This is a genomic window from Tropicibacter sp. S64, from assembly GCF_049803835.1.
GTDB lineage: Bacteria > Pseudomonadota > Alphaproteobacteria > Rhodobacterales > Rhodobacteraceae > Pacificoceanicola.
In genome coordinates, this window is sequence record NZ_JBNAGK010000006.1 from 72,965 (window position 1) to 94,319 (window position 21,355).

20 protein-coding genes are annotated in these 21,355 nt (G+C 66.6%); 10 read left to right on the forward strand and 10 right to left on the reverse strand.

Going from position 1 to position 21,355, the window contains the following annotated elements; all coding sequences use genetic code 11:
• The first annotated feature begins 390 nt into the window (after nt 1–390).
• From ACP159_RS11045 to ccoS, 5 genes are all read left to right on the forward strand, one after another.
• Complete coding sequence (locus tag ACP159_RS11045; RefSeq protein ID WP_425099766.1) at nt 391–1,293, forward strand: LysR family transcriptional regulator; 903 nt, start codon at nt 391–393, stop codon at nt 1,291–1,293.
• A gap of 100 nt (nt 1,294–1,393) precedes the next feature.
• Entirely contained in the window at nt 1,394–2,818 is a 1,425-nt protein-coding gene (gene ccoG / locus ACP159_RS11050; protein ID WP_425099767.1) for a cytochrome c oxidase accessory protein CcoG, read from the forward strand.
• Nucleotides 2,818–3,282, forward strand: a complete 465-nt coding sequence (locus tag ACP159_RS11055; RefSeq protein WP_425099768.1) for a FixH family protein — start codon at nt 2,818–2,820, stop codon at nt 3,280–3,282. The genes ccoG and ACP159_RS11055 overlap by 1 nt, the downstream gene beginning before the upstream one ends.
• A gap of 1 nt (nt 3,283) precedes the next feature.
• On the forward strand, nt 3,284–5,470 hold the full coding sequence (locus tag ACP159_RS11060; protein WP_425099769.1) for a heavy metal translocating P-type ATPase: 2,187 nt from the start codon (nt 3,284–3,286) through the stop codon (nt 5,468–5,470).
• Nucleotides 5,471–5,474: 4 nt separating this feature from the next.
• Nucleotides 5,475–5,633 (forward strand): cbb3-type cytochrome oxidase assembly protein CcoS, encoded by a 159-nt coding sequence (ccoS, locus tag ACP159_RS11065; RefSeq protein WP_425099770.1) that lies wholly within the window; start codon nt 5,475–5,477, stop codon nt 5,631–5,633.
• A gap of 19 nt (nt 5,634–5,652) precedes the next feature.
• On the opposite strand, the gene ACP159_RS11070 is transcribed toward ccoS, so the two are convergent.
• From ACP159_RS11070 to ACP159_RS11080, 3 genes are all read right to left on the reverse strand, one after another.
• On the reverse strand, nt 5,653–7,233 hold the full coding sequence (locus ACP159_RS11070; protein WP_425099772.1) for a GMC family oxidoreductase: 1,581 nt from the start codon (nt 7,231–7,233) through the stop codon (nt 5,653–5,655).
• 67 nt (nt 7,234–7,300) lie between these two features.
• Nucleotides 7,301–8,296 carry a Hint domain-containing protein gene (locus ACP159_RS11075; RefSeq protein ID WP_425099774.1) on the reverse strand — a complete coding sequence of 332 codons (996 nt, stop codon included), beginning with the start codon at nt 8,294–8,296 and terminating at the stop codon, nt 7,301–7,303.
• A 156-nt stretch (nt 8,297–8,452) separates the two neighbouring features.
• On the reverse strand, nt 8,453–8,911 hold the full coding sequence (locus tag ACP159_RS11080; RefSeq protein ID WP_425099775.1) for an Lrp/AsnC family transcriptional regulator: 459 nt from the start codon (nt 8,909–8,911) through the stop codon (nt 8,453–8,455).
• Nucleotides 8,912–9,047: 136 nt separating this feature from the next.
• Here ACP159_RS11080 and ald point away from each other — a divergent pair, with 136 nt between their 5' ends.
• Nucleotides 9,048–10,163 (forward strand): alanine dehydrogenase, encoded by a 1,116-nt coding sequence (ald, locus tag ACP159_RS11085; protein ID WP_425099776.1) that lies wholly within the window; start codon nt 9,048–9,050, stop codon nt 10,161–10,163.
• 217 nt (nt 10,164–10,380) lie between these two features.
• On the opposite strand, the gene ACP159_RS11090 is transcribed toward ald, so the two are convergent.
• Nucleotides 10,381–11,268 (reverse strand): cation diffusion facilitator family transporter, encoded by an 888-nt coding sequence (locus ACP159_RS11090; protein WP_425099777.1) that lies wholly within the window; start codon nt 11,266–11,268, stop codon nt 10,381–10,383.
• 136 nt (nt 11,269–11,404) lie between these two features.
• Nucleotides 11,405–11,833 (reverse strand): large conductance mechanosensitive channel protein MscL, encoded by a 429-nt coding sequence (gene mscL / locus ACP159_RS11095; protein ID WP_425099778.1) that lies wholly within the window; start codon nt 11,831–11,833, stop codon nt 11,405–11,407.
• A gap of 138 nt (nt 11,834–11,971) precedes the next feature.
• Between mscL and ACP159_RS11100 the strand changes: the two genes are divergently transcribed.
• Nucleotides 11,972–12,673, forward strand: a complete 702-nt coding sequence (locus ACP159_RS11100) for a glutathione S-transferase family protein (protein ID WP_425099779.1) — start codon at nt 11,972–11,974, stop codon at nt 12,671–12,673.
• Nucleotides 12,674–13,007: 334 nt separating this feature from the next.
• Here ACP159_RS11100 and ACP159_RS11105 read toward each other — a convergent pair whose 3' ends face one another.
• Complete coding sequence (locus ACP159_RS11105) at nt 13,008–13,433, reverse strand: hypothetical protein (protein WP_425099780.1); 426 nt, start codon at nt 13,431–13,433, stop codon at nt 13,008–13,010.
• On the reverse strand, nt 13,430–13,879 hold the full coding sequence (locus tag ACP159_RS11110) for a YtoQ family protein (protein ID WP_425099781.1): 450 nt from the start codon (nt 13,877–13,879) through the stop codon (nt 13,430–13,432). Before ACP159_RS11110 ends, ACP159_RS11105 begins: the two co-directional genes overlap by 4 nt.
• A 195-nt stretch (nt 13,880–14,074) precedes the next feature.
• Between ACP159_RS11110 and ACP159_RS11115 the strand changes: the two genes are divergently transcribed.
• The 3 genes from ACP159_RS11115 (at nt 14,075) to ACP159_RS11125 (ending at nt 16,289) form a co-directional block, all read left to right on the forward strand.
• Complete coding sequence (locus ACP159_RS11115) at nt 14,075–14,542, forward strand: hypothetical protein (protein WP_425099782.1); 468 nt, start codon at nt 14,075–14,077, stop codon at nt 14,540–14,542.
• 117 nt (nt 14,543–14,659) lie between these two features.
• Nucleotides 14,660–15,619 (forward strand): GGDEF domain-containing protein, encoded by a 960-nt coding sequence (locus ACP159_RS11120; protein WP_425099783.1) that lies wholly within the window; start codon nt 14,660–14,662, stop codon nt 15,617–15,619.
• A gap of 88 nt (nt 15,620–15,707) precedes the next feature.
• Nucleotides 15,708–16,289 carry a ferritin-like domain-containing protein gene (locus ACP159_RS11125; protein ID WP_425099784.1) on the forward strand — a complete coding sequence of 194 codons (582 nt, stop codon included), beginning with the start codon at nt 15,708–15,710 and terminating at the stop codon, nt 16,287–16,289.
• Between the two features lie 102 nt (nt 16,290–16,391).
• Here the strand turns inward: ACP159_RS11125 and ACP159_RS11130 are convergent, their stop codons facing one another.
• From ACP159_RS11130 to ACP159_RS11140, 3 genes are all read right to left on the reverse strand, one after another.
• Nucleotides 16,392–18,899: a GcvT family protein gene (locus ACP159_RS11130; protein WP_425099785.1), complete on the reverse strand. Its 2,508-nt coding sequence runs from the start codon at nt 18,897–18,899 to the stop codon at nt 16,392–16,394.
• 123 nt (nt 18,900–19,022) lie between these two features.
• The gene (locus tag ACP159_RS11135) at nt 19,023–20,123 is read right to left on the reverse strand and encodes a hypothetical protein (RefSeq protein ID WP_425099786.1); all 1,101 of its coding nucleotides are present in this window, start codon (nt 20,121–20,123) and stop codon (nt 19,023–19,025) included.
• Nucleotides 20,124–20,173: 50 nt separating this feature from the next.
• On the reverse strand, nt 20,174–21,163 hold the full coding sequence (locus ACP159_RS11140) for a hypothetical protein (RefSeq protein WP_425099787.1): 990 nt from the start codon (nt 21,161–21,163) through the stop codon (nt 20,174–20,176).
• Between the last annotated feature and the right edge of the window lie 192 nt (nt 21,164–21,355).

Genomic DNA, 21,355 nt, shown 5'->3' on the forward strand with positions numbered 1-21,355 from the left:
GCCGGTGCTTCGTCCTGTTCGCGCGTTTCCTGAAGCACCGGCGTCCTTTCATTTTCCCATCAGCCGACCCAGCCAGCGATACCGCTGCTCGGGTGGCATCGGCCGTCCGGCGCAGGGCGGCCGGGCGAGCAGGAACGGATCAGTCATCGTGCCCGCTCCGCCGCCCCGCGTGCTGGCGAAACGGTAGGTCTTCGGCGCTCCACCGCAGCTTCGGCAGATCGGCACGGTCCCGAAACTCGGTCGGGGTCCGCGTGGCAGTCAGTAAAGTTTTTGCAAAGACGCTGAACATCGGTCTATCCTTCCTTCGATGGCGTTTCTCCTTCTTTTATGGAGCAAACGCCCATTCCGGACGACTCAGCAATAAATGCAACATGTAAACTGAGCTTACGCATGAACTGGACCAGCCTCCCCCCGCTCAGCGCCCTGCGCGCCTTTGCCGCCTATGCGGAAACCGGCTCGGTCGAGGCGGCGGGGCAGGCGCTCAACGTCACCCACGCGGCGATCAGCCAGCAGATGCGCGGTCTCGAAACGCACCTCGGCCTCGCCCTGCTTGACCGCTCCGGGCGCAGCCTGTCGCTGACCGCGGAAGGCGAGGCTCTGGCGCAGGCGCTGCACGACGGCTTCGGGCAGATCATCCAGACCGTCGAAGCCCTCACCGGCGCCGACGCCGACCGCCCGCTGCAGATTTCCACCACCCCCACCTTCGCCTCCGCCTGGCTGATGCCGCGCATGGGCAGCTTCCGGGAGAAGCATCCGGAGATTGACCTCATGGTCGATCCGACCGCCGCGGTGAAGCCGCTGCAACCCGGCGGCATCGACCTCGCCCTGCGGTATGGCAACGGCAACTGGCCCGGCCTCGACGCCGAACTGCTCGTGCGCAGCCCCATCGTCGTCGTCGCCTCGCCGCGGCTGGTGGAGGGCAAGACCATCCGCAGCCCGGCGGATCTCGAACATTACCACTGGCTGCAGGAGTTGGGCACCAACGAAACCACCGACTGGCTGGCCCAGAACGGGGTCAGCCGGTCGCGCGGCTACGGCATCACCACCCTGCCCGGCAACATGATCCTCGAAGCCGCGCGGCAGAGCCACGGGGTGGCCATCGTCGCCGGGGTCTTCGTGCAGGACGACGTGCGCGCCGGACGCCTGCGGGTGCTGTTCGAGGATGACCGCAAGAAAGGGTACTACCTCGTGACCCGTCCGGGCGTGCATCGCCCGCCGCTGCGCGATTTCCTGGCCTGGCTGCGGCGCGAGGCCGCACGCTCGGACAACGCCGCACGGCTTTCTGCGACGTAAAGCTAAATCGAAGATGCAATAATTGATGCAGGTCAAGGAGACCGGCCGCCCAAGCTGTGAAAAGGGCCGCAACGAAACAGTCTCAAGGAAGCGATTCCCCGTGTCTGACAGCACTCCCCCGGCCCCGAGCCTCTATGCCTCGCGCGAGCCGATCTTCCCCCGCCGCGTCTCCGGTCCGTTCCGCAATCTCAAGTGGGTCCTGCTCACGCTCATGCTGGGCGTGTACTACATCACCCCCTGGATTCGCTGGGACCGCGGCCCGGAACTGCCGGATCAGGCGGTGCTGCTGGACCTTGCCGGGCGCCGGTTCTTCTTCTTCTGGATCGAGATCTGGCCGCATGAATTCTATTTCGTCGCCGGGCTTCTGGTGATGGCGGGCCTCGGCCTGTTCCTGTTCACCTCCGCGCTCGGGCGTGTGTGGTGCGGCTATGCCTGCCCGCAGACCGTCTGGACCGACCTCTTCATCCTCGTCGAGCGCTGGATCGAGGGCGACCGCAACGCCCGCCTGCGCCTGCACCGCCAGAAGAAATGGGACTTTCACAAGGCCCGCCTGCGCCTGACCAAATGGGCGGTCTGGTTCCTGATCGGTCTCGCCACCGGCGGTGCCTGGGTGTTCTACTTCACCGACGCGCCGACGCTCGCCGTCGACCTCGTGACCGGCAACGCCCATCCCGTCGCCTACACGACGATGCTGATCCTGACGCTGACCACCTTCTTCTTCGGCGGCTTCGCCCGCGAGCAGATCTGCATCTACGCCTGCCCCTGGCCGCGCATCCAGGCAGCCATGATGGACGAGGACACACTGACCATCGGTTACCGCGACTGGCGTGGCGAGCCGCGTGGCAAGGGCAAGGCCCGCGAGGGTCTCGGCGACTGCATCGACTGCAACGCCTGCGTCAACGTCTGCCCCATGGGCATCGACATCCGCGACGGCCAGCAGATGGCCTGCATCACCTGCGGCCTGTGCATCGACGCCTGCGACGACATGATGGACAAGATAGGCAAGCCGCGCGGGCTGATCGACTACCTCGCCCTGTCGGACGAGCCGCGCGAACGCGCCGGGGGCCAGCCGCGTTCGGTCTGGAAGCACATCTTCCGCCCGCGCGTGATCCTCTACACGACGCTGTGGTCGCTGGTCGGCCTCGGCCTCGTCTTCGCCCTCTTCATCCGTCCGGAAATCGAGATGACCGTCGCCCCGGTGCGCAATCCGACATTCGTGACGCTCTCGGACGGCTCGATCCGGAACACCTATGACGTGCGTCTGCTGAACAAGCACGGCGAGGACCGCCCCTTCCGCATCACGCTGAAAGGCAACGATTTCCTCCGTGTCCAGCTTGAGGGCACGCCCTACGAGACCGTCACCGTGCCGGCCAACGAGACCTACCTGCAGAAGGTCTACGTCATCGCGCCGCGCGGCTCGGAACCGGCAGAGGACGAGCGCACGCCGTTCCGCCTCTGGGTCGAGGACCTGACCAACGGCGACCGCGCCTCCAAGGACACTATCTTCAACGGGAGGGCCAACTGATGGCCACCAAGGACTTCAAACTCACCGGCTGGCATGTGCTCGGCATCTTCGGCGGCGCCTTCGCCGTGATCATCGGGGTGAACATCGCGCTGGCCTACAACGCAGTGAAGACCTTTCCGGGGCTGGAGGTGGCGAACTCCTACGTCGCCAGCCAGACCTTCAACGACCGCAAGGCCGCGCAGGTGGCCTTGGGCTGGGACGTGAAGGCAACGCTGGACGGAGACCGCCTGCTGCTCTCCATCACCGACGCGGCAGGCCGCCCGGTGCAGGCAGGCAAGCTCGAAGCGAAAGTCGGCCGCCCGACCAACGTCAGCGAGGATCTCGACCCGGAATTCGCCTTCGACGGCACGCAATACGTTGCCTACGTCGACCTGCGCCCCGGCAACTGGGATGTCTGGCTCAAGGCCGTGGCGCTCGACGGCACCGAATTCGAGCAACGTCTGGAAATGACGATCGGAGGCTGATGTGACTGCCGCCCTGCGCCCCCCCGTCTCCGCCTGCCCGGCCTGCTCCGCCGCCCCCGCCGCCGAGGCGCTGGCGGCCGCAGCGGAGCAAAGGGAGGCCCACATCGTGCTCTCCCTGCCGACGATCCACTGCGCCGCCTGCATGTCGACGGTGGAGCGGGCGCTGGCGAAGGCTCCCGGCGTGCGCTCCTCCCGCGTCAACCTGACGATGAAGCGCGTGAGCATCGAGGCCGACCCCGAGCTGACCGCCGCCGATGTCATCCCGGTCGTCGAAGCCGCAGGCTACGAGGCCCACGAACTCGACACCACGGCGATCTCCGCCACCGCCACGGACCGCGCCGGGCGCGACCTCTTGATGCGCCTTGCCGTCGCGGGCTTTGCCTCGATGAACGTGATGCTGCTGTCGATCGCCGTCTGGTCCGGGGCCGAGGGCGCGACCCGCGACCTCTTCCACTGGATCTCCGCCGCAATCGTGCTGCCCGCCGTCGCCTTCTCGGCGCAGCCCTTCTTCAGGAATGCCTGGACGGCACTGAAGGCCCGCGCCCTCAACATGGACGTGCCGATCTCGCTGGCCATCCTGCTCGCGGTCTTCACCTCGCTCTGGGAGACGTCGCTCTCCGGCGAGCACGCCTATTTCGACGCCGCCATCGCGCTCACCTTCTTTCTGCTGACAGGTCGCTATCTCGACCACCGCACCCGCTCCGTCGCCCGCTCCGCCGCCGAGGAACTCGCCGCGCTGGAAGTGCCCCGCGCGTGGCGGCTTTCGGACGGCATCGAAGAGAAAGTCTCCGTCTCCGATCTGCGCATCGGCGACCTGATCCGCGTCAAACCCGGCGCACGGATGCCCGTGGACGGCACCATCACGGAGGGCACCTCCGAACTGGACCGCTCCCTCCTGACCGGCGAAACCCTCCCCGTGCCTGCCGAACCGGGCCGCGCCGTCTCCGCTGGCGAAGTCAACCTCACCGGCCCCCTCACCATCCGCGCCACCGCCGTCGGCCGCGATACCTCGCTGCAACGCATGGCGGACCTCGTCGCCATCGCCGAGTCTGGCCGCTCGCGTTACACCTCGCTCGCCGACAAGGCCGCCAAGCTCTACGCCCCCGGCGTGCACATCCTCTCGGCCCTCGCCTTCGTCGGCTGGTGGCTCTACTCGGGCGACCTGCGCGTTGCCACGAACATCGCCGCCGCCGTGCTCATCATCACCTGCCCCTGCGCCCTCGGCCTGGCGGTGCCCGCCGTGACCACCGCTGCCTCCGGTCGCCTGTTCAAGCGCGGCCTGCTGATCAAGGACGCCACGGCGCTGGAACGCCTCGCGCAGGTCGACACCGTCGTCTTCGACAAGACCGGCACGCTGACCGCAGGCACGCCGGAACTGACGAACCTGCAGGACTTCACCCGCCGCGACCTCGAAATCGCGCTGGCCCTCGCCGAAGGCTCAGCGCACCCGCTGGCGCAGGCCATCACCAGCGCCGCCCGCGCCGCAGGCATCACGCCCGCCAAGCTCGACCAGATCACCGAAGTCCCCGGCTTCGGCACCGAAGCCCTCTGGCACGGCAGCCGCGTGCGCCTCGGCCGCGCCGCCTGGACCGGTGGCAGCGCCACCGACATGACCGCCACCTGGCTCAGCGTCGAGGGCGGCACCCCGCAGCCCTTCACCTTCTCGGACCGCCTGCGCGACGGCGCCGAGGAAGCCGTTCAAGCCCTTCAACAAGCCGGCAAACGCGTGATCCTGATGTCCGGCGACACCACCGCCGCCGTCGAATCCCTCGCAAGCCGCCTGAACATCCAGCAATGGCTCGCCGAAGCCCTGCCGCAGGACAAGGCCAGCCGGATCAAGGCGCTGGCGGACGATGGCGCGAAGGTCCTCATGGTCGGCGACGGCCTGAATGACACCGCCGCCCTCACCGCCGCCCATGTCTCGATCTCCCCGGCCAGCGCGCTCGACGCCGCCCGCACCGCCTCCGACATCGTCCTCCTCGGCCAGAGCCTCGCCCCGATCCCGGACGCCGCGCTGACCGCGCAGAAAGCCGTCAAACGCATCCGCGAGAACTTCACCATCGCCAGCTGGTACAATATCATCGCCGTACCGCTGGCCATCGCCGGGCTGTGCTCTCCGCTGATCGCCGCCCTCGCCATGTCGGCCAGCTCCATCACCGTCTCGCTCAACGCCCTGCGCCTGAGGTAAACCGATGAATATCCTGACCTACCTGATCCCGATCTCGCTGATCCTTGGCGGCGCGGGCCTCGCTTTCTTCGTCTTCACGATCAGATCGAACCAATACGAGGACCCCGAAGGCGACGCCCGCCGCATCCTGTCAGGCGACTACGACGACCACCCCAAACCCTGACCGCTGCGCGGACCAGACTTCACCCCGCGAGGATCATGTCCGCCGCCTTCTCGGCAATCATGATCGTGGGCGAATTGGTATTGCCGGAGGTGATGGTCGGCATTACCGAGGCATCCACCACCCGCAAACCGCCAACCCCCTTGAACCGCAGCTGCGCATCCAGAGGCGCGTCGTCCTCCGTTCCCATGCGCACCGTGCTGACCGGATGGAAGATCGTCGTGCCGATGTCCCCCGCCGCCCGGGCCAGATCCTCATCGCTCTCGAACGCAACGCCCGGCTTCACCTCCTCCGGCGCATATTTCGCCATCGGCCCCTGCGCCATGATGCGCCGCGTCAGCCGGATCGCCCGCACCGCGGTCATCCGGTCGCCCTCAGTCGAGAGGTAATTCGGCGCAATCCGCGGCGCGTCGCGGTAGTCCGGCGAGGTCAACGACACGCTCCCCCGGCTCTCCGGGCGCAGGTTGCAGACCGAGGCCGTCACCGCCGGATAGTCATGCAGCGGCTCGCCAAAGGCCCCGAGCGAAAGAGGCTGCACATGATATTCGAGGTCCGGCGTCTCCAGATCCTCCCGCGACCTGGCAAAGGCCCCAAGCTGCGACGGCGCCATGGACATCGGCCCTGAGCGCTTCAGGGCATATTCCAGCCCGATCATCGCCTTGCCCCAGAGCGAATTGGCGATGGTGTTCAGGGTCTTCGCGCCCGTCAGACGCCAGGAGCAGCGCAATTGCAGATGGTCCTGCAGGTTCGCCCCGACCCCGGGCGCATCGACTTTCACATCCACCCCATGCTCCGCCAGCAAGGTCCCCGGCCCGATCCCCGACAATTGCAGGATATGCGGCGAGTTCACCGCCCCGGCGGACAGGATCACCTCCCCGGCGCAGTGCGCCTCCCGCGCCTCGCCGCTGCGGTCGTAGGCCACGCCGACGGCGCGCCCGCCGTCGAGAATCAACCGCTTCACATGCGCATGCGTTTCAACCTTGAGGTTCTCCGTCTGCCGTGTCCGCAGAAACGCCTTCGCCGTGTTCATGCGCCAGCCGTTCCGCTGGTTCACCCGGAAGTACCCGACGCCCTCGTTGTTCCCCGTGTTGAAATCCGTGACCTTCGGCAGGCCCGCCTCCGCCGCCGCCTCCATCCAGTCGTCCAGCACATCCCAGTGCAGCCGCTGGTTCTCCACGCGCCATTCGCCGCCCGCCCCGTGCATCTCGGACGCGCCGTCGACATAATCCTCCGACTTGCGGAAATAGGGCAGCACATCGTCCCAGCCCCAGCCGGTCAGCCCCATCTGCCGCCAGCCGTCATAATCCGCCGCCTGCCCGCGCAGGTAGAGCATGCCGTTGATCGAAGAACATCCGCCAAGCACCTTGCCGCGCGGATACAAAAGCGACCGCCCGTTCAGCCCCGGGTCCACCGCGGTGCGATAACACCAGTCGGTGCGCGGGTTGCCTATGCAGTAGAGATAGCCCATCGGGATATGCACCCAATGGTAGTTGTCCGGACCACCCGCCTCCAGCAGCAGCACGCGCCGCCCGGCATCGCTCAGCCGCTTGGCCAGCACGCACCCCGCACTGCCCGCCCCGATGATGATGTGATCCCAGGCCATCCCGCACCCCCGTTTTTCCGTTGTGCGAGAATGGCCTGCCCCCATGCGGGACGCAACGTCCGGAATCCTAGAAAAAGCGCTCCGCCCGTCGCGGCACGTCCCGCGCCTGTACCGCATACTCCGCCTGTCGACAGGTCAGGATCGGGCGCACCGGCTTGCGGCTGTCATCGCCAATCACCTCCCGGATCGTGGCGCGGTCCTCTGCGGTCAGGAAATCCCGTGTCCGGAAGCCCGGCAGCAGGCTCTCGCAAGGCGCACCCTCCGCGATCAGCAGATCGTGCCGGTCGAGCAGCACGTGCACATAATGCACCCACCGCTTCTCAACCTGCCGGATGGACGTCCCGTTGACGAGGCTCTTCGCCGGCACCAGCACCTCCGACGCGCCGAAATGCAGATCGGCCCAGGGCGAGGCGATCAGCACCCGGTGCTGCGGCGACAGCTTCAGCGGGGCGAAATTGCCAATCGCCCCGGTCTCGAACCGGATCGGCGCGGCGGAGCCGGTGCCGGGCATGCGTCTGGCCCCGATCCAGCGGATCGTCTGCTTGATCCCCATCCAGGTGCAGACCGTCTCCCCCACCGCAAGGTCCCCCGCCGCCACCAGCCCGCGCGGCGTCGCGATGCGGGCGGAGCGTTCGAAACAGATGTATTCATGGCTGTAGGCGGCGTTCTGGTCCGTGGTGTAGAACTGCGGCTCCGCGCCGGGGTTGTAGTTGGTCCAGTACCAATTCTCCAGGTCGAACCCGGGCGTCCAGATGACCTCCGCCGGAGTGCCGTTTCCGTCGGTGCCTTCGAAAACGATGATGCCGCCGCCTCCAGGAGCGAGATCGCTGCGCACGACCGTGGCATTCAGGATCGTGCTGCCGCCCGATCCGCCCCAGCTGACGTCATAGCTGTCACCGATCTCGAACAGCCGCGGATCGCTGTCGCCGTCATGTGTGGTGATGACGAGATCTTTGGACCCGTTCGGAGGATTGTCAAAACGCGATTGGCCCGGCGCAACATTGACGTTGCTGCCGGTTGCCACCGCGAATTCATTGTCGATCGCAAAGATGCTGAACGACATGGCACCCCCTTTCGAAGGGGTTATCGCGACAGACCGCCAAAGAAGCGGTTAACCATGGAGCGCAAGGCGCAAGACCACACGCATCGGGACGGGTGCCACCAGGTGGGCCGCGCGTCCCGCGCCGCAATGAAACCGGAACGATTTCAAAACCTTGCCTCAGACCGGCAGGGCCGTCGTCTTGAACACCGTGCGCAGGGCAAAAGAAGATTGCATTTGAGCCACCCCCGGCAGGCGGGTCAGGTACTGGCGATGGATGCGGGCGAAATCCTCGGTATCCTCCGCCACGACCTTGAGGATATAATCCGCCGTGCCCGCCATCAGGTGGCACTCCAGCACGTCCGGCACCCGGCTGACCGCCTTTTCGAAGGCGTCGAGAACATCGTCCGCCTGCGCCTGCAGCTTGATCTCGACGAAGACCGTGGTGGGAAAGCCGAGCTTCCGCGCGTCCAGCAGGCCGACATACTCGCGGATCACCCCGCTTGCCTCCAGCCGCTGCACCCGGCGATGACAGGCGGAGGAGGACAGGTTCACGCGCTCCGAGAGGTCCGCGTTCGAGATGCGCCCCTCGCGCTGGAGGACGCGCAGGATACGCCGATCTGTCTCGTCGAGTTCCATTTCCGCAGATTCCTCCCACCAAGACTGCCATTTGTCGAAGAAATCTTCGAAAACGGTCAGGACAGCGCAGCAATTTCACAAGCAAATTGCAAGCGAAATCCATCATCATGGCGGGCAAAGCAAACAGGAGGTTCACATGAAAATCGGCTGCCCCACTGAGATCAAACCGCAGGAATTCCGCGTCGGCCTGACCCCGAACGCCGCGAAAGAGGCCGTGATGCACGGCCATGACGTCATCGTGCAGAAGGGCGCCGGGGTTGGCGCGGGCTTTGCCGATGCCGACTATACCGCCGCCGGGGCCACGATCATCGACACGGCGGAGGAGATCTTTGCCAGCGCCGACATGATCGTGAAGGTCAAGGAGCCGCAGGCGGCGGAGCGCAAGAGGCTGCGCGAAGGCCAGCTGCTGTTCACCTACCTGCACCTCGCCCCCGATCCCGCGCAGACGAAGGACCTGATCGCCTCCGGCTGTACCGCCATCGCCTATGAAACCGTGACCGACAATCGCGGCGGCCTGCCGCTGCTCGCCCCGATGTCCGAAGTCGCCGGCCGACTCGCCCCGCAGGTCGGCGCCTGGACGCTGCAGAAGGCCAACGGCGGGCGCGGCGTGCTCATGGGCGGCGTGCCCGGCGTCGGCCCGGCAAAGGTGCTGGTCATCGGCGGCGGCGTCGTCGGCACCCACGCGGCCCGCATCGCGGCCGGCATGGGCGCGGAGGTCACCGTGCTCGACCGCTCCCTCGACCGCCTGCGCTACCTCGATGACGTCTTCGGCTCGGTCTTCCGCACCGGCTATTCGAGCCAGGGCCTGCTGGACGAACACCTCGCGCAGGCCGACATGGTCATCGGCGCGGTGCTGATCCCCGGCGCCGCCGCGCCGAAACTGGTCCGCCGCGAACACTTCGCCATGATGAAACCGGGCGCGGCGCTGGTGGACGTGGCCATCGACCAGGGCGGCTGCTTCGAGACGTCCAAAGCCACCACCCACGCCGAGCCGATCTACGAAGTGGACGGCATCATGCACTACTGCGTCGCCAACATGCCCGGCGCCGTGGCCCGCACCTCCACCATCGCGCTTGGCAACGCCACCATGCCTTTCATGCTGGCGCTGGCGGACAAGGGCTGGAAACAGGCCTGCGCCGACGACCGGCATCTGCTGAACGGTCTCAACGTGCACGCGGGCAAGCTGACCTACAAGGCGGTAGGTGAGGCCCTGGGCATCGACACCGTCGAGGCAGCGTCGCTGGCAGCCTGATCCTGCGAGGGATTTCGCTGCGCTGACGCGCAGCGACCGCGGGCGGTTCCTGACGGAACCGCCCGTTGGGGCTCTGCCCCAAGCCCGGAGGTATTTTTGGACCAAAGAAGATAGGAATCGCCCTGATTTCTTTGGTCCAAAAATACCTTGGGGAGTCCCGCAGGGATGGGGCAAAGCCCCAAAGCAAGATTTTGTCCCGGCAAAATCTTCTCTCGTTTCAGAGCACCACGATCCCTGCGTGTTTCGCCTTGTGCTCCGGCTCGACGTGGATCGTTACCGTGCATTGGCTGATCGCGCCTTTCAAAGCCGCCTCGATGCGGTCGCAGATGTCATGGGCGTCGTTCACCGACATCTCCCCCGGCACCACGAGGTGAAACTCCACGAAGGTCGCGCGGCCGGCGTGGCGGGCCTTGAGGTCGTGTGCCTCCACCGCGCCCTCGGCGTTCAGTGCGATCAAAGCGCGCATTTCCTCGAGATCGCCGCCCGGCACCGATTCATCCATCAGCCCGCCCACCGACGCGCGGATCACGTGCCAGCCAGACCACAGGATGTTGACCGCAACCGCCGCCGCCAGCGCCGCGTCGAGCCAGAGCCAGCCGGTCGCAACCGCGAGCAGCACGCCGACCGTCACCCCGATGGAAGAGACCACGTCCGACAGGAGATGCTTGCCATCGGCCACCAGCGCGGGCGAGCGCATGGCCCGGCCCCGGCGCAGCAGCACGAAGCACCAGGCACCGTTCAGCACGGAGGCCAGGACGTTGATTGCAAGGCCCGGCCACAGGCGCAGCTCCGGTGGCGGGCTGGAAAGCGCGTCCCAGGCGGCCACCATGATGAAGATCGCAGCGATGACGATCAGCACGCCTTCGAGCACGGCGCTGAAGTATTCCGCCTTGTGGTGGCCGAAGGGGTGGTCCGCATCCGCCGGGATCGACGCCACATGCACTGCCCAGAGCGCCGCGACCGCCGTCGCCACGTTGACGATGCTCTCCAGCGCGTCGGACATCAGCGCGACGGAGCCGGTCAGCCACCAGGCCAGCGCCTTGATGGCCAGCACGATCAGGGCGACGGCAACGCTGCCGTAGGCGAGTTTCAGGGCTTGGGTCATCGGCACGGCTCCGGGGTCCGGGTGCGTGATAGACGGATGTCCCGCGGGCGGCAACCGGGACCGCGCCCTGCTGCCCGGATTGCACGAAAAAGGCCCGCCGGCAGGCGGGCCTTTGCCGTCACGCGACCCCCTGGGCTCAGCGCTTCAGCGCGTCGCGGATCTCAAGCAGCACGTCAAGCTCGGTCGGTCCTGCCGGGACCTCCTCGGCGGGCACGTCCTTTTCCTCGCGCACGGCGGCTTCTTTCAGGCGGTTGACCATCTTGACCAGCATGAAGACCACGAAGGCGATAATCAGGAAGTTGATCACGGCCATGACGAAGCGCCCGATGGCGAAGATCGGCGCCCCGGCCTCTTCGGCGACGGTGATCGACGCGTAGTCGTTGCCGTCCAGCGGGTAGAACCAGCCCGAGAAGTCGATCCCGCCGGTGAACAGCGCGATGATCGGGTTGATGATGTCTCCCACCAGGGAGGTGACGATGGCGGTAAAGGCCGCCCCGACGATGATGCCGACGGCCATGTCCATGACATTGCCCTTGGCGATGAAGTTCCGGAATTCCTGAAGCATGTTGTCCCCACAGTTCACAAGAGCCGTGCATTTCCGCACGTTGATCTTCCACTCACGGCGTCCATATCGTCACGAAACGCATAGTCAGCCAAGGGGAAATACGCTTCGGCTTCCCCGCCACGCCCCGAGGAGACACCCATGTCCGACCTGTCCGCTTTCCCGATCACCAAACGCTGGCCGCCGCAGACCCCCGATCGCATCCAGCTTTACAGCTTTCCGACTCCGAACGGCGTGAAGGTGGCGATTGCGCTGGAGGAGCTTGGCCTGCCCTACGAGGCGCACCGGGTGACGCTCTCCGATGCCGACGTGAAATCCCCCGAGTTCCTGAGCCTCAACCCCAACAACAAGATCCCGGCGATCATCGACCCGGACGGACCGGACGGCCAGCCGCTCGGCCTGTTCGAGAGCGGCGCGATCCTGATCTATCTCGCGGACAAGGCAGGCAGGCTGATCGGCACGGACGCCGCGAACCGGGCGGAGGTCATCCAGTGGCTGATGTTCCAGATGGGCGGCGTCGGGCCGATGTTCGGACAACTCGGCTTCTTCTACAAGTTCGCGGGCAGCAAGATGGAAGACCCGCTGCCCCGCGAGCGCTACATCGGTGAGGCCAGGCGCCTGCTGGCTGTGGTCGAGGGGGCGCTTGAAGGCCGGGACTGGATTGCCGGGGACTATTCCATCGCCGACATCGCCCTCGCGCCCTGGCTCAATGCCCTCGAGTTCTATGGCGCCAAGGCGGTTGTCGGCTGGGACGACTTCCCGAAGGTCGGCGCCTACGTCGACCGCTTCATGGCACGCCCGGCGGCCAAGATCGGCATGAATACCCCGCCGCGCGAAGGGTGAGCGCGGTGCAGTCCCGGGCCTCGACCCGGGACCTCCCGGCACCGCGCGGTGCCGTAATGGTTTGTTCACCGTCCGCGCCGATCCTCACCCGCGGTACCAACTGAAGACATCGGATTGATGCGCCCCGGCCCCTGGCAACGGCCGGAGCGACAGCCCTTCGGGGGTGTTCGATCTGTACAGGCGAACAGGCCGGGCGTAACGTCCCGGACATGGCTATCCGTGACTGGCGGCCGCCGTTTTCAGACTTCCTCATCGCGAAACGACGCTTCCCCGTCCGGCACCCCGTTGCCGTGGCGGGCGCGGGGCATAGCCCCGCCCTACGGGCTGTCGCGCCTCAGCGAAAGCCGCCGTTCTGCCAGCGCATCGACCAGCGCGCGCCGCCATGGGCGTAGCCGCCGATGACCGGCGGCGTTGCCCGCGTGTCGACGGTGATGCCCCCGCCGAGGAAATCCTCCTTGAGGTCCAGCAATTGCCCCCGGCGCAGGTAGATCCGCACCGAACAGACCTGCATCCCGCACAGCCCGCTGCGCCCAAGCGGCGAATCCGCCGTGCGGCAGGCGATGCCCTCATGCGCGATCAGCAGGTCCTGCCGTCCGTCCCCGTCGAAATCGGCCTCCACCAGCGTTCCCGGCCCGGCTGTTCCCGGCCCGCCATTGCAGGCCTCGGCGATGTTCTGGTCGAGCAGGTAGGCCGCTGCCTTGCTCGACTGCGCGGTGGCTGCAACCGGGAGACACAGCAACAGGGCAATGAGGCGGATCATCCCGGCAGCCCCCCGGTCAGCACGTAGCGCAGCACGTCCGCCACCTGCTGCGGCGTGCGGCACATGGCGAGCGCGGCGGCGTCCACCTCCTTCAGCGCGTGGTCATGCTCCGGCTGTTGCAGGATGATCAGCGACTTGCCCAGCGCCGCCGCATAGCCCGCGTCGAAAGCCGCGTTCCACTGCTTGTACTTCTCGCCGAAGCGCACCACCACCACGTCGGCATCCGAGATCCCCTTGCGGGTGCGAATGGCGTTGACCATCGCGCCCTTGTGGTCGTGCCAGTACTTGTCCGGCTCCGCCCCGAGGATCGCGACGCCACAGTCGTCGCTGGCGGCGTGGTCGGTGACGGGGGCGGAGAAGCTCACGTCGAGGCCCTGGCAGGCCTCGATGATCTGCTCGCGCCAGTCGGTGTGAATCTCTCCGGAGAGGTAGACGGACAGGCCCATGCGGGTCTCCTTTTCATGACTGTCTCGGATCATGGCAGAGAGTATGGCCCTGCGCCCCGAAGGCAACCCGCCATTCGCGATGCGCGGGTTGCGGCGTCCGGCCCTTCGCGCAGCCGGGGCGTGTCCCGCGCATGTCCGGTGGCGGCGTAGAGGCTGGACGCGTTCAAAGCGGCATCTGATCCACGGAGACATGACATGACGCAGATCCTCGCCAATATCCCCCTCTGGGTTTTCCCGCTGCTCGTCCTTCTGGTCGCCCTTGGCCTGCGCGCAACACGGGACCGCACCGCGCCCGTCTGGGTGCTCTACCTCATGCCGCTCCTGGGGCTTCTGTCGCTGAGCCGGGCGCTCTCGCTCGGTCCGGTGGCGCTGGCCGCCCTGCTGGCAGGCTGGGGGCTCGGTGTTCTGACGGGCCTGTGGCTGCAACCGCGCTGGACCATGGCCCGGCAGGGCATGCGCGTTACCCTGCGCGGCGAAAGCGTGACGGTATGCACGGTCCTCGGCCTGTTCCTCGTCAACTTCGCGGCGGGCATGGTGCAGGGCATGGCCCCGGCACTGGCGGCAGGCGCGGAGTTTGGCCTCGGCTGGGGGCTGCTGGCCGGTTTGTTGTCCGGAAGTCTCGCGGGACGGGCGCTCAGCATCGCCAGAACAACCCAAGGGTAACACCCGTCAAATTTGCCACAAGTTGCGGTCTTTACAGGGGATTCAACAGTGTCGTTCTATACCGGCACCGCCATGCGGGACCGCCCTTTGATGGACACTGTTGAATTACCGATTGGTTTGATTGACGCCGTCTCCGACGCGACGTCCGAACGCGCCCTGTTCCAGGCGGTCGCCGACTGGCTGCCGCGCGCCATGGGGGTCAGCCGCGCCAGCCTTGCCCGGGAACGCGACGGCGGATTGCACCTCACCACCTTTTCCGGCGGCCGCATTTACCGGCCCGGTACCGTTCTGCCGCTCGATGACCGCGGCGTCGCCGCCCAGGCCATCGCACGGCGCGGGGCAATCCTGATCGGCGATCTGGCCACGCATGGGCGGGAAATCCACAAGCCGCTGGTCAAGGCGGGCTTTCGATCGCTGGCTCTGGCGCCGCTGATGACCGGGGATGCCTGCCTCGGCACGCTTCACGCGCTGCACGAGGAACCGGACTTCTTCGAGGAGATCGACGGCATCCGGCTGTCCTGCATCGCCCGCTGGATCGCGTCGAAGCTCAAGGTGCTGGAACAACTGGAGGAAATCCGCCTCCTGAGCCAGACCGACATGCTCACCGGAGCATCCAACCGGCGGGCCTTCATGGAGCGGGCGGCGGATCTGCACTGGGCTTACCAGAGCTCGGGCGAGCCCTTCACCCTCCTGATGATTGACCTCGACCATTTCAAGGCGGTCAACGACACCTACGGCCACGCGGCGGGTGACGTGGTGCTGACCGAATTCTCCGCCCTGTTCCGCGCGGCCATCCGCAAACGCGACCTGCTGGCGCGGCTCGGGGGCGAGGAGTTCGGCGTGCTGCTCGACGACTGTACCGCACGCGCGGCCCAGGTCGTGGCGGAGCGCATCCGGCAGGAGGCCGAGGCGCGCGAGATCGCCTTCGGCGGTCAGCGCCTGCGGGTGACGCTGAGCATGGGCCTTGCGGAGGTGCTGCCAGAGGACGGCGGATTGGACACGCTGATGTCCCGCGCCGATGCGGCGCTATACGAGGCCAAGAAGACCGGCCGCAACCGGGTCATCTGCGCCGCCTGAGGGCGCCCTCCCCCCTGCGACATCCTGTCAAGACGGGTTTTGCCTCCAGACACGTTCAAGCATTGGAATGTGAAAAATGGAGGACACCATGACCGTGTTTGCAACGTCCCTGAAATCCCTCGCCGCGCTCGGCGTTTCCGCAACCCTGCTCGCCGGCCCTGCCGCCGCGATGAGCCAGCAGGAGGCCGTGCTGGCCGCGCTCGACGACGAATACCGCGCCTTCGCGGTCTACGAGGCCGTTCTGCAGAAATTCGGCGACGTGCGCCCGTTCAGCAATATCCAGAAGGCCGAAGTCACCCATGCAGAGCGGCTGACCGCCTATGCGAAAGCCAACGGCATCGCGGTGCCCGAGAACCCCTACCTCGGCGCCAACCTGCCCGAGGCACCGGACACGCTGGCGGAGGCCTGCGCCATCGGCGTGCAGGCGGAAATCGACAACGCCGGGCTCTACACCGGGCAACTGTTGCCCGCCGCACAGGGCAATGCCGCGCTGACCGCGATCTTCACCGACCTGATGAACGCCTCGCAACAGCAGCACCTGCCCGCCTTCCAGCGCTGCGGGGGCGGCGGTGGCATGGGCCAAGGCAAGGGCAAGGGCGGTATGGGCGATGGTCACGGACAGGGCCATGGCATGGGCATGGGCCACGGCAAGGGCCGCCACGCCCAGTAACCGGAAACGGAAAAGGCCGGGTGCAGATGCGCCCGGCCTTCTCTTCATGTCGCTGTTCAGACAGGTTCACCCGTCTCGGACGGCTTGGCCGTCTCGGACGGCTCAGCCGTCCTTGCGGATGGTCTCGTTCTTCGGATCGTAGGGGCTGTCGCAGGTCACGACCGCGTCCCAGAGCTTGTCGAGCATCTTGACCTTCAGCTTCGTGCCTTCCACCGCCAGCTCCGGCTTGACGTAGCCCATGCCGATGGACTTGCCGAAGGCGACGGAGTAGCCGCCGGAGGTCAGACGACCGACGCGCTCGCCTTCCGGCGTATAGAGCGCCTCGCGGCCCCACGGATCGGCATCGTCCGGCCCGTCAATGAGCAGCGTGCAGCACTTGGAGCGGATGCCCTTGGCCTCCAGCTCGGCCTTGCCGTAGTAGTCCTTCGAGCCGTCGATGAAGCGCGGCAGGTCGGCCTCCGCCGGGGTCGCGTCGCGGCCCAGCTCGTTGCCGAAGGCGCGGTAGGACTTCTCCTGCCGCAGCCAGTTCTGCGCCCGTGCGCCGACCAGCTTCATGCCATGCTTCTTGCCTGCCGTCTCAAGCAGGTCGAAGAGGTAGTTCTGCATCTCGATCGGGTGGTGCAACTCCCAGCCCAGCTCGCCGGTATAGGCCACGCGGATCGCCTTCACCGGGCACATGCCAAGCTCGATGTTCCGCGCCGACAGCCAGGGGAAGCGCTTGTTCGACAGGGCGGTGTCCGGGTCCGCGTCCTTGATGATCTCTTTCAGAACGTCGCGCGACTTCGGACCGGCGATGGCGAAGACGCCCCAGCGGGTCGTCACGTCCTCGGCGTTGATCCGGCCGAACTCGGCTTCCTTCTCGGCGATGGCCTTGTAGAGGTAATCCTCGTCATAGGCGTGCCAGGCCCCGGCGGAGACGAGGTAATAATCGTCCTCGGCCTCGCGCACGATGGTGTATTCGGTGCGCGTGGTGCCTGCGCTGGTCAGGGCGTAGGTCAGGTTGATCCGACCGACCTTCGGCAGCTTGTTGCAGGTGAACCAGTCGAGGAAGGCCGTCGCGCCCGGGCCGCTGATGCGGTGCTTGGCAAAGGCCGTGGCATCGACGAGGCCGACACCCTCGCGGATCGCCTTGGCTTCCTCGACGGCATACTGCCACCAGCCACCCCGGCGGAAGGACCGGGCGTCATGGTCGAAGCTGTCCGCCGCATCCAGCGGGCCATAGTAGTTCGGACGCTCGAACCCGTTCACGCAGCCGAACTGCGCGCCGCGGGCCTTCTGGCGCTCGTAGGCCGGGCCGGTGCGCAGCGGACGGCAGGCTTCGCGCTCCTCGTCCGGGTGGTGCAGGATGTAGACGTGGCTGTAGCACTCTTCGTTCTTGCGAGCCGCATACTCGGTGGTCATCCAGTCCTGGCCGTAGCGCTTGGGGTCGAGCGAGGCCATGTCGATCTCGGCCTCCCCGTTCACCATCATCTGCGCGAGGTAGTAGCCGGTGCCGCCCGCGGCGGTGATGCCGAAGGAGAAGCCTTCCGCGAGCCACATGTTCTTCAGCCCCGGTGCCGGGCCAACCAGCGGGTTGCCGTCCGGCGTGTAGCAGATCGGGCCGTTGAAGTCGTCCTTCAGGCCGCTTTCGGCGCAGGAGGGCACACGCTCGGCCATCGCCATGTACTGCTCGGCGATGCGGTCGAGGTCGAGCGGGAAGAGGTCGGCGCGGAAGCTGTCCGGTACGCCATACTCGAAGCGCGCGGGTGCGCCCTTCTCGTAGATCCCGAGGATCCAGCCGCCGCGCTCCTCGCGGGCATAGCTCTCGTTGTCGGCGTCGCGCACGACCGGGTGCTCCGGATTGCCCGCCGCCCGCCATTTCACCAGCTCCGGGTCCTGATCCATCACGATGAAGGTATGTTCGACCGGGATCGCGGGCATCTTGATGCCCAAGAGCTTCGCGGTGCGCTGCGCGTGGTTGCCCGAGGCGGTCACGACGTGCTCGGCGGTGATGACGACCTTCTCGTCGGACTCGATGAGGTTGCCGCCCTTCTCCACCATCTTCGTGCAGGTGACTTCCCAATGGGTGCCGGTCCAGTGGAAGGCATCGGCCTGGAGCTTGCGCACGATCTCGACGCCGCGCTGGCGGGCGCCCTTGGCCATCGCCTGCGTCACGTCGGCGGGGTTAATGTAGCCGTCCTCGGTGTGGTAGAGGGCACCCTTGAGGTCGCCGGTCTCGATCAGCGGCCAGCGGGCCTTGATGTCGTCCGGGGTCAGCCACTCGTACGCCACGCCGCAGGTCTCGGCGGTGGAGGCGTAGAGCATGAACTCGTCCATGCGGTCCTGCGTCTGCGCCATGCGCAGGTTGCCGACCACGGCGAAACCGGCGTTCAGCCCGGTCTCTTCTTCCAGCGTCTTGTAGAAATCCACGGAGTACTTGTGGATGTGGGTCGTGGCGTAGGACATGTTGAACAGCGGCAGGAGGCCCGCCGCGTGCCATGTCGAGCCGGAGGTCAGCTCGTCGCGTTCGACGAGCATGACATCGTCCCAACCGGCTTTGGCAAGGTGATAGGCGATCGAGGTGCCGACGGCACCGCCGCCGACCACGAGGGCTTTGACATGGGTTTTCATTGGGCGAGTGCTCCGTAAACGCAGGTTTGCAGCGACGTTTACAGGACTGGCAGGATTCCGCACGGCTCAGCCGACATTTGCCGGTTCAAAACCGACTTGCACGCCGAATTGCGGCGCAGGGTGTCAGTCGCGCACGACCACATATTTGCAGTTGCGCTGCACGACGCGTCCCGGCTTGCCCCCGGCATCGCCGACCTTGCGCTGATCCGACAGCAGGCGTTGCAGCTCCTGCTCCTTCTCGCGGCTGTACCAGTTGCAATGCTCGCCGCCGGACCGGTCCGACGCCTCCATCGGCCGCGTCCAGGTGCTCTCATAGGCCCGCCCGGCCTTCTCCGCCTCGATCTCCGAGCCGGAGCGGAAACCGCTGGCCACCGGGGCGATCAGCGCCGCGATGGTCTGGTAATCCCAGTTCTGCAGGAACCGCTTGATCTCGTAGGCTTCGGCATTGGACACGACGAAGGCGTCGAACACGCCGTCATGCCGCTGCCGCATGAACAGCCGGTAGGGGTAGTTGATCAGGATGCCCGTTGTATCCGCCTTCTGGCGCTCCTTCTGGACGAAGTTGAACTGCCCGCGCCGCATGAAGGGATCGTAATATTTGTAATCCCAGTAGGAGCCGTTGCCCGCGCCGCTGAACATGTGGAGGATGAAGTCCCCCTGCCCGGAGCGCGGGCTGATCTTGCCCGGGGGGATGTAGACGCCGGGTTTGCTGAAATCGCGGTCGCGCTGGAAGCGCAGGCGCACCGCGATGAGCTTCTTGCCTTTCTCGTAGACCACGGTGTGCTTGGAACCGGTGCCGCGCGGGCAGGAGGGAATCGCATGCTGCTTGCAGCGGGCGAGATCCGGGTTCAGGCGGTAGTAGTCCTCCTTGACGTAGGCCCGCCGCACCCAGCCGTCGTGCGAAGGCGGCAGCACGTCGTCGAGGCGCTTGGCGAAGGCCCGCTTTTCCTCGATCGTCATCGCGCCGAGCGGCGCGTCGGAAAAGGCCACCTGTTCGGCCTCCGGCTCCGGTTCGGTCCCGGCGCCGGGAATGTCGATGCCCAGTCGGTACTCGACATAGGCGAGCGCCGAGGTCGGCTTGCCGAACTTCCGGCCCGCGACGGAGAACATCAGGAAATCCACCACCGGCAGCGCCATGACGAAGAGCAACAGCACGAGAATCGCCCAGACGAAGGCGGGTGGCCCGCTGCGATGCGGTGTGTCCGGATCGGGATAACTGCTCATGAACCTGCCTCAACCATCAATCTGTCTTGCGAAACCCGAGGTCTGCCGCCTCAGTTGTCGACCCAGGCGCAGTAGCGCTTGCCCTTGCGCTCCAGGCAGACTTCCGACTGGCCCGAGCCTTGCGCCCGCCGCGCCATGGCCTGAAGCTCGTGGTCGATCCGCTGGCGCTCCTCCGCCTCCCGCAGCTTGTCCTCGCGCTGCTTGCGCCGCAGTTCGGCGCTCAGATCCCGCTGGCGGGAGACCGCCTCGTTCTCCGGCACGTCGACGAGGCTGCGCAGCGCGGCATAGTCGATGCCTTTTAGCAGCCTGCGCACATCGCTCAGAGGCGCATCGGCCAGCACGGAAATCTCCAGCTCGCTGCCGATCATGCCCTTGAACCGGCGCGGCCGCCCCTCCGGTTGTTCCTGCCACGACGAGTCAAGGCGGCTGATCTCTTCGAAGGCGACACCGCCATAGGCCAGCGCCAGCTCACTTCGGTTGAACTGGGGGGCGACCTGCGCGGCGATCATGGCGGAGAAGCCGCCGGACTTGCCCGACGGGTCAATGAATTTCGCCTTCACCACGATGGTGCTGTCGCCCTTCACATAGACGGCGGCGCGGCGTGCGGTGGCCATGTCCGTCCCGGCCGTGACCACCTCGCCCGCCGCCATGAGCGCCGTCATCCCCGGCGCCTCGCGCACCTTGCGCTCGATGTCGGCGAAGTCGTCCGACTCGCGCGTCGAAGCGGAGGGCCGGTCAAACATCGCCTGCTCAAGGGCCCGGTCCCAGCCGACCCGGGTCCAGCCCGCGGGCGCTTCCGGAAAGTAGGTGTTCAGCGGCCCGTCGCGCCGCGCCTCCAGCTGTGCCCGCCGGGCGGCGGCCTTGCCCCGGTCCACGAAACTCTGCGTCCAGCCGGAGAGGCCGAACCGCGACGGGTCGACCCCGGCGATCATGGCCTGCTGGAAGTAATCCATGACACCGAGCGACATCAGGCCAAGGATGATGGCCCCGATCGAGCCGACGATGTAGTTGACGAGCATACCGTACCCTGCACGAAACACCGGCCCGCTCCTTTCCGAATCCATCCTCTGTTTCCACTAGAGAAACGGTGAAAAAGGGCGACACCGGGGCAGCGATCCGGCGATTTCAGGCAAAGTTTTCGCAAGATCTCAGCGATTTGTGATGACGGGCGCGCGCGGGCCGGAGATGCGGCGGTTTCACGCTGATTCGGACAAAACCGGGCCTTTTCCCCC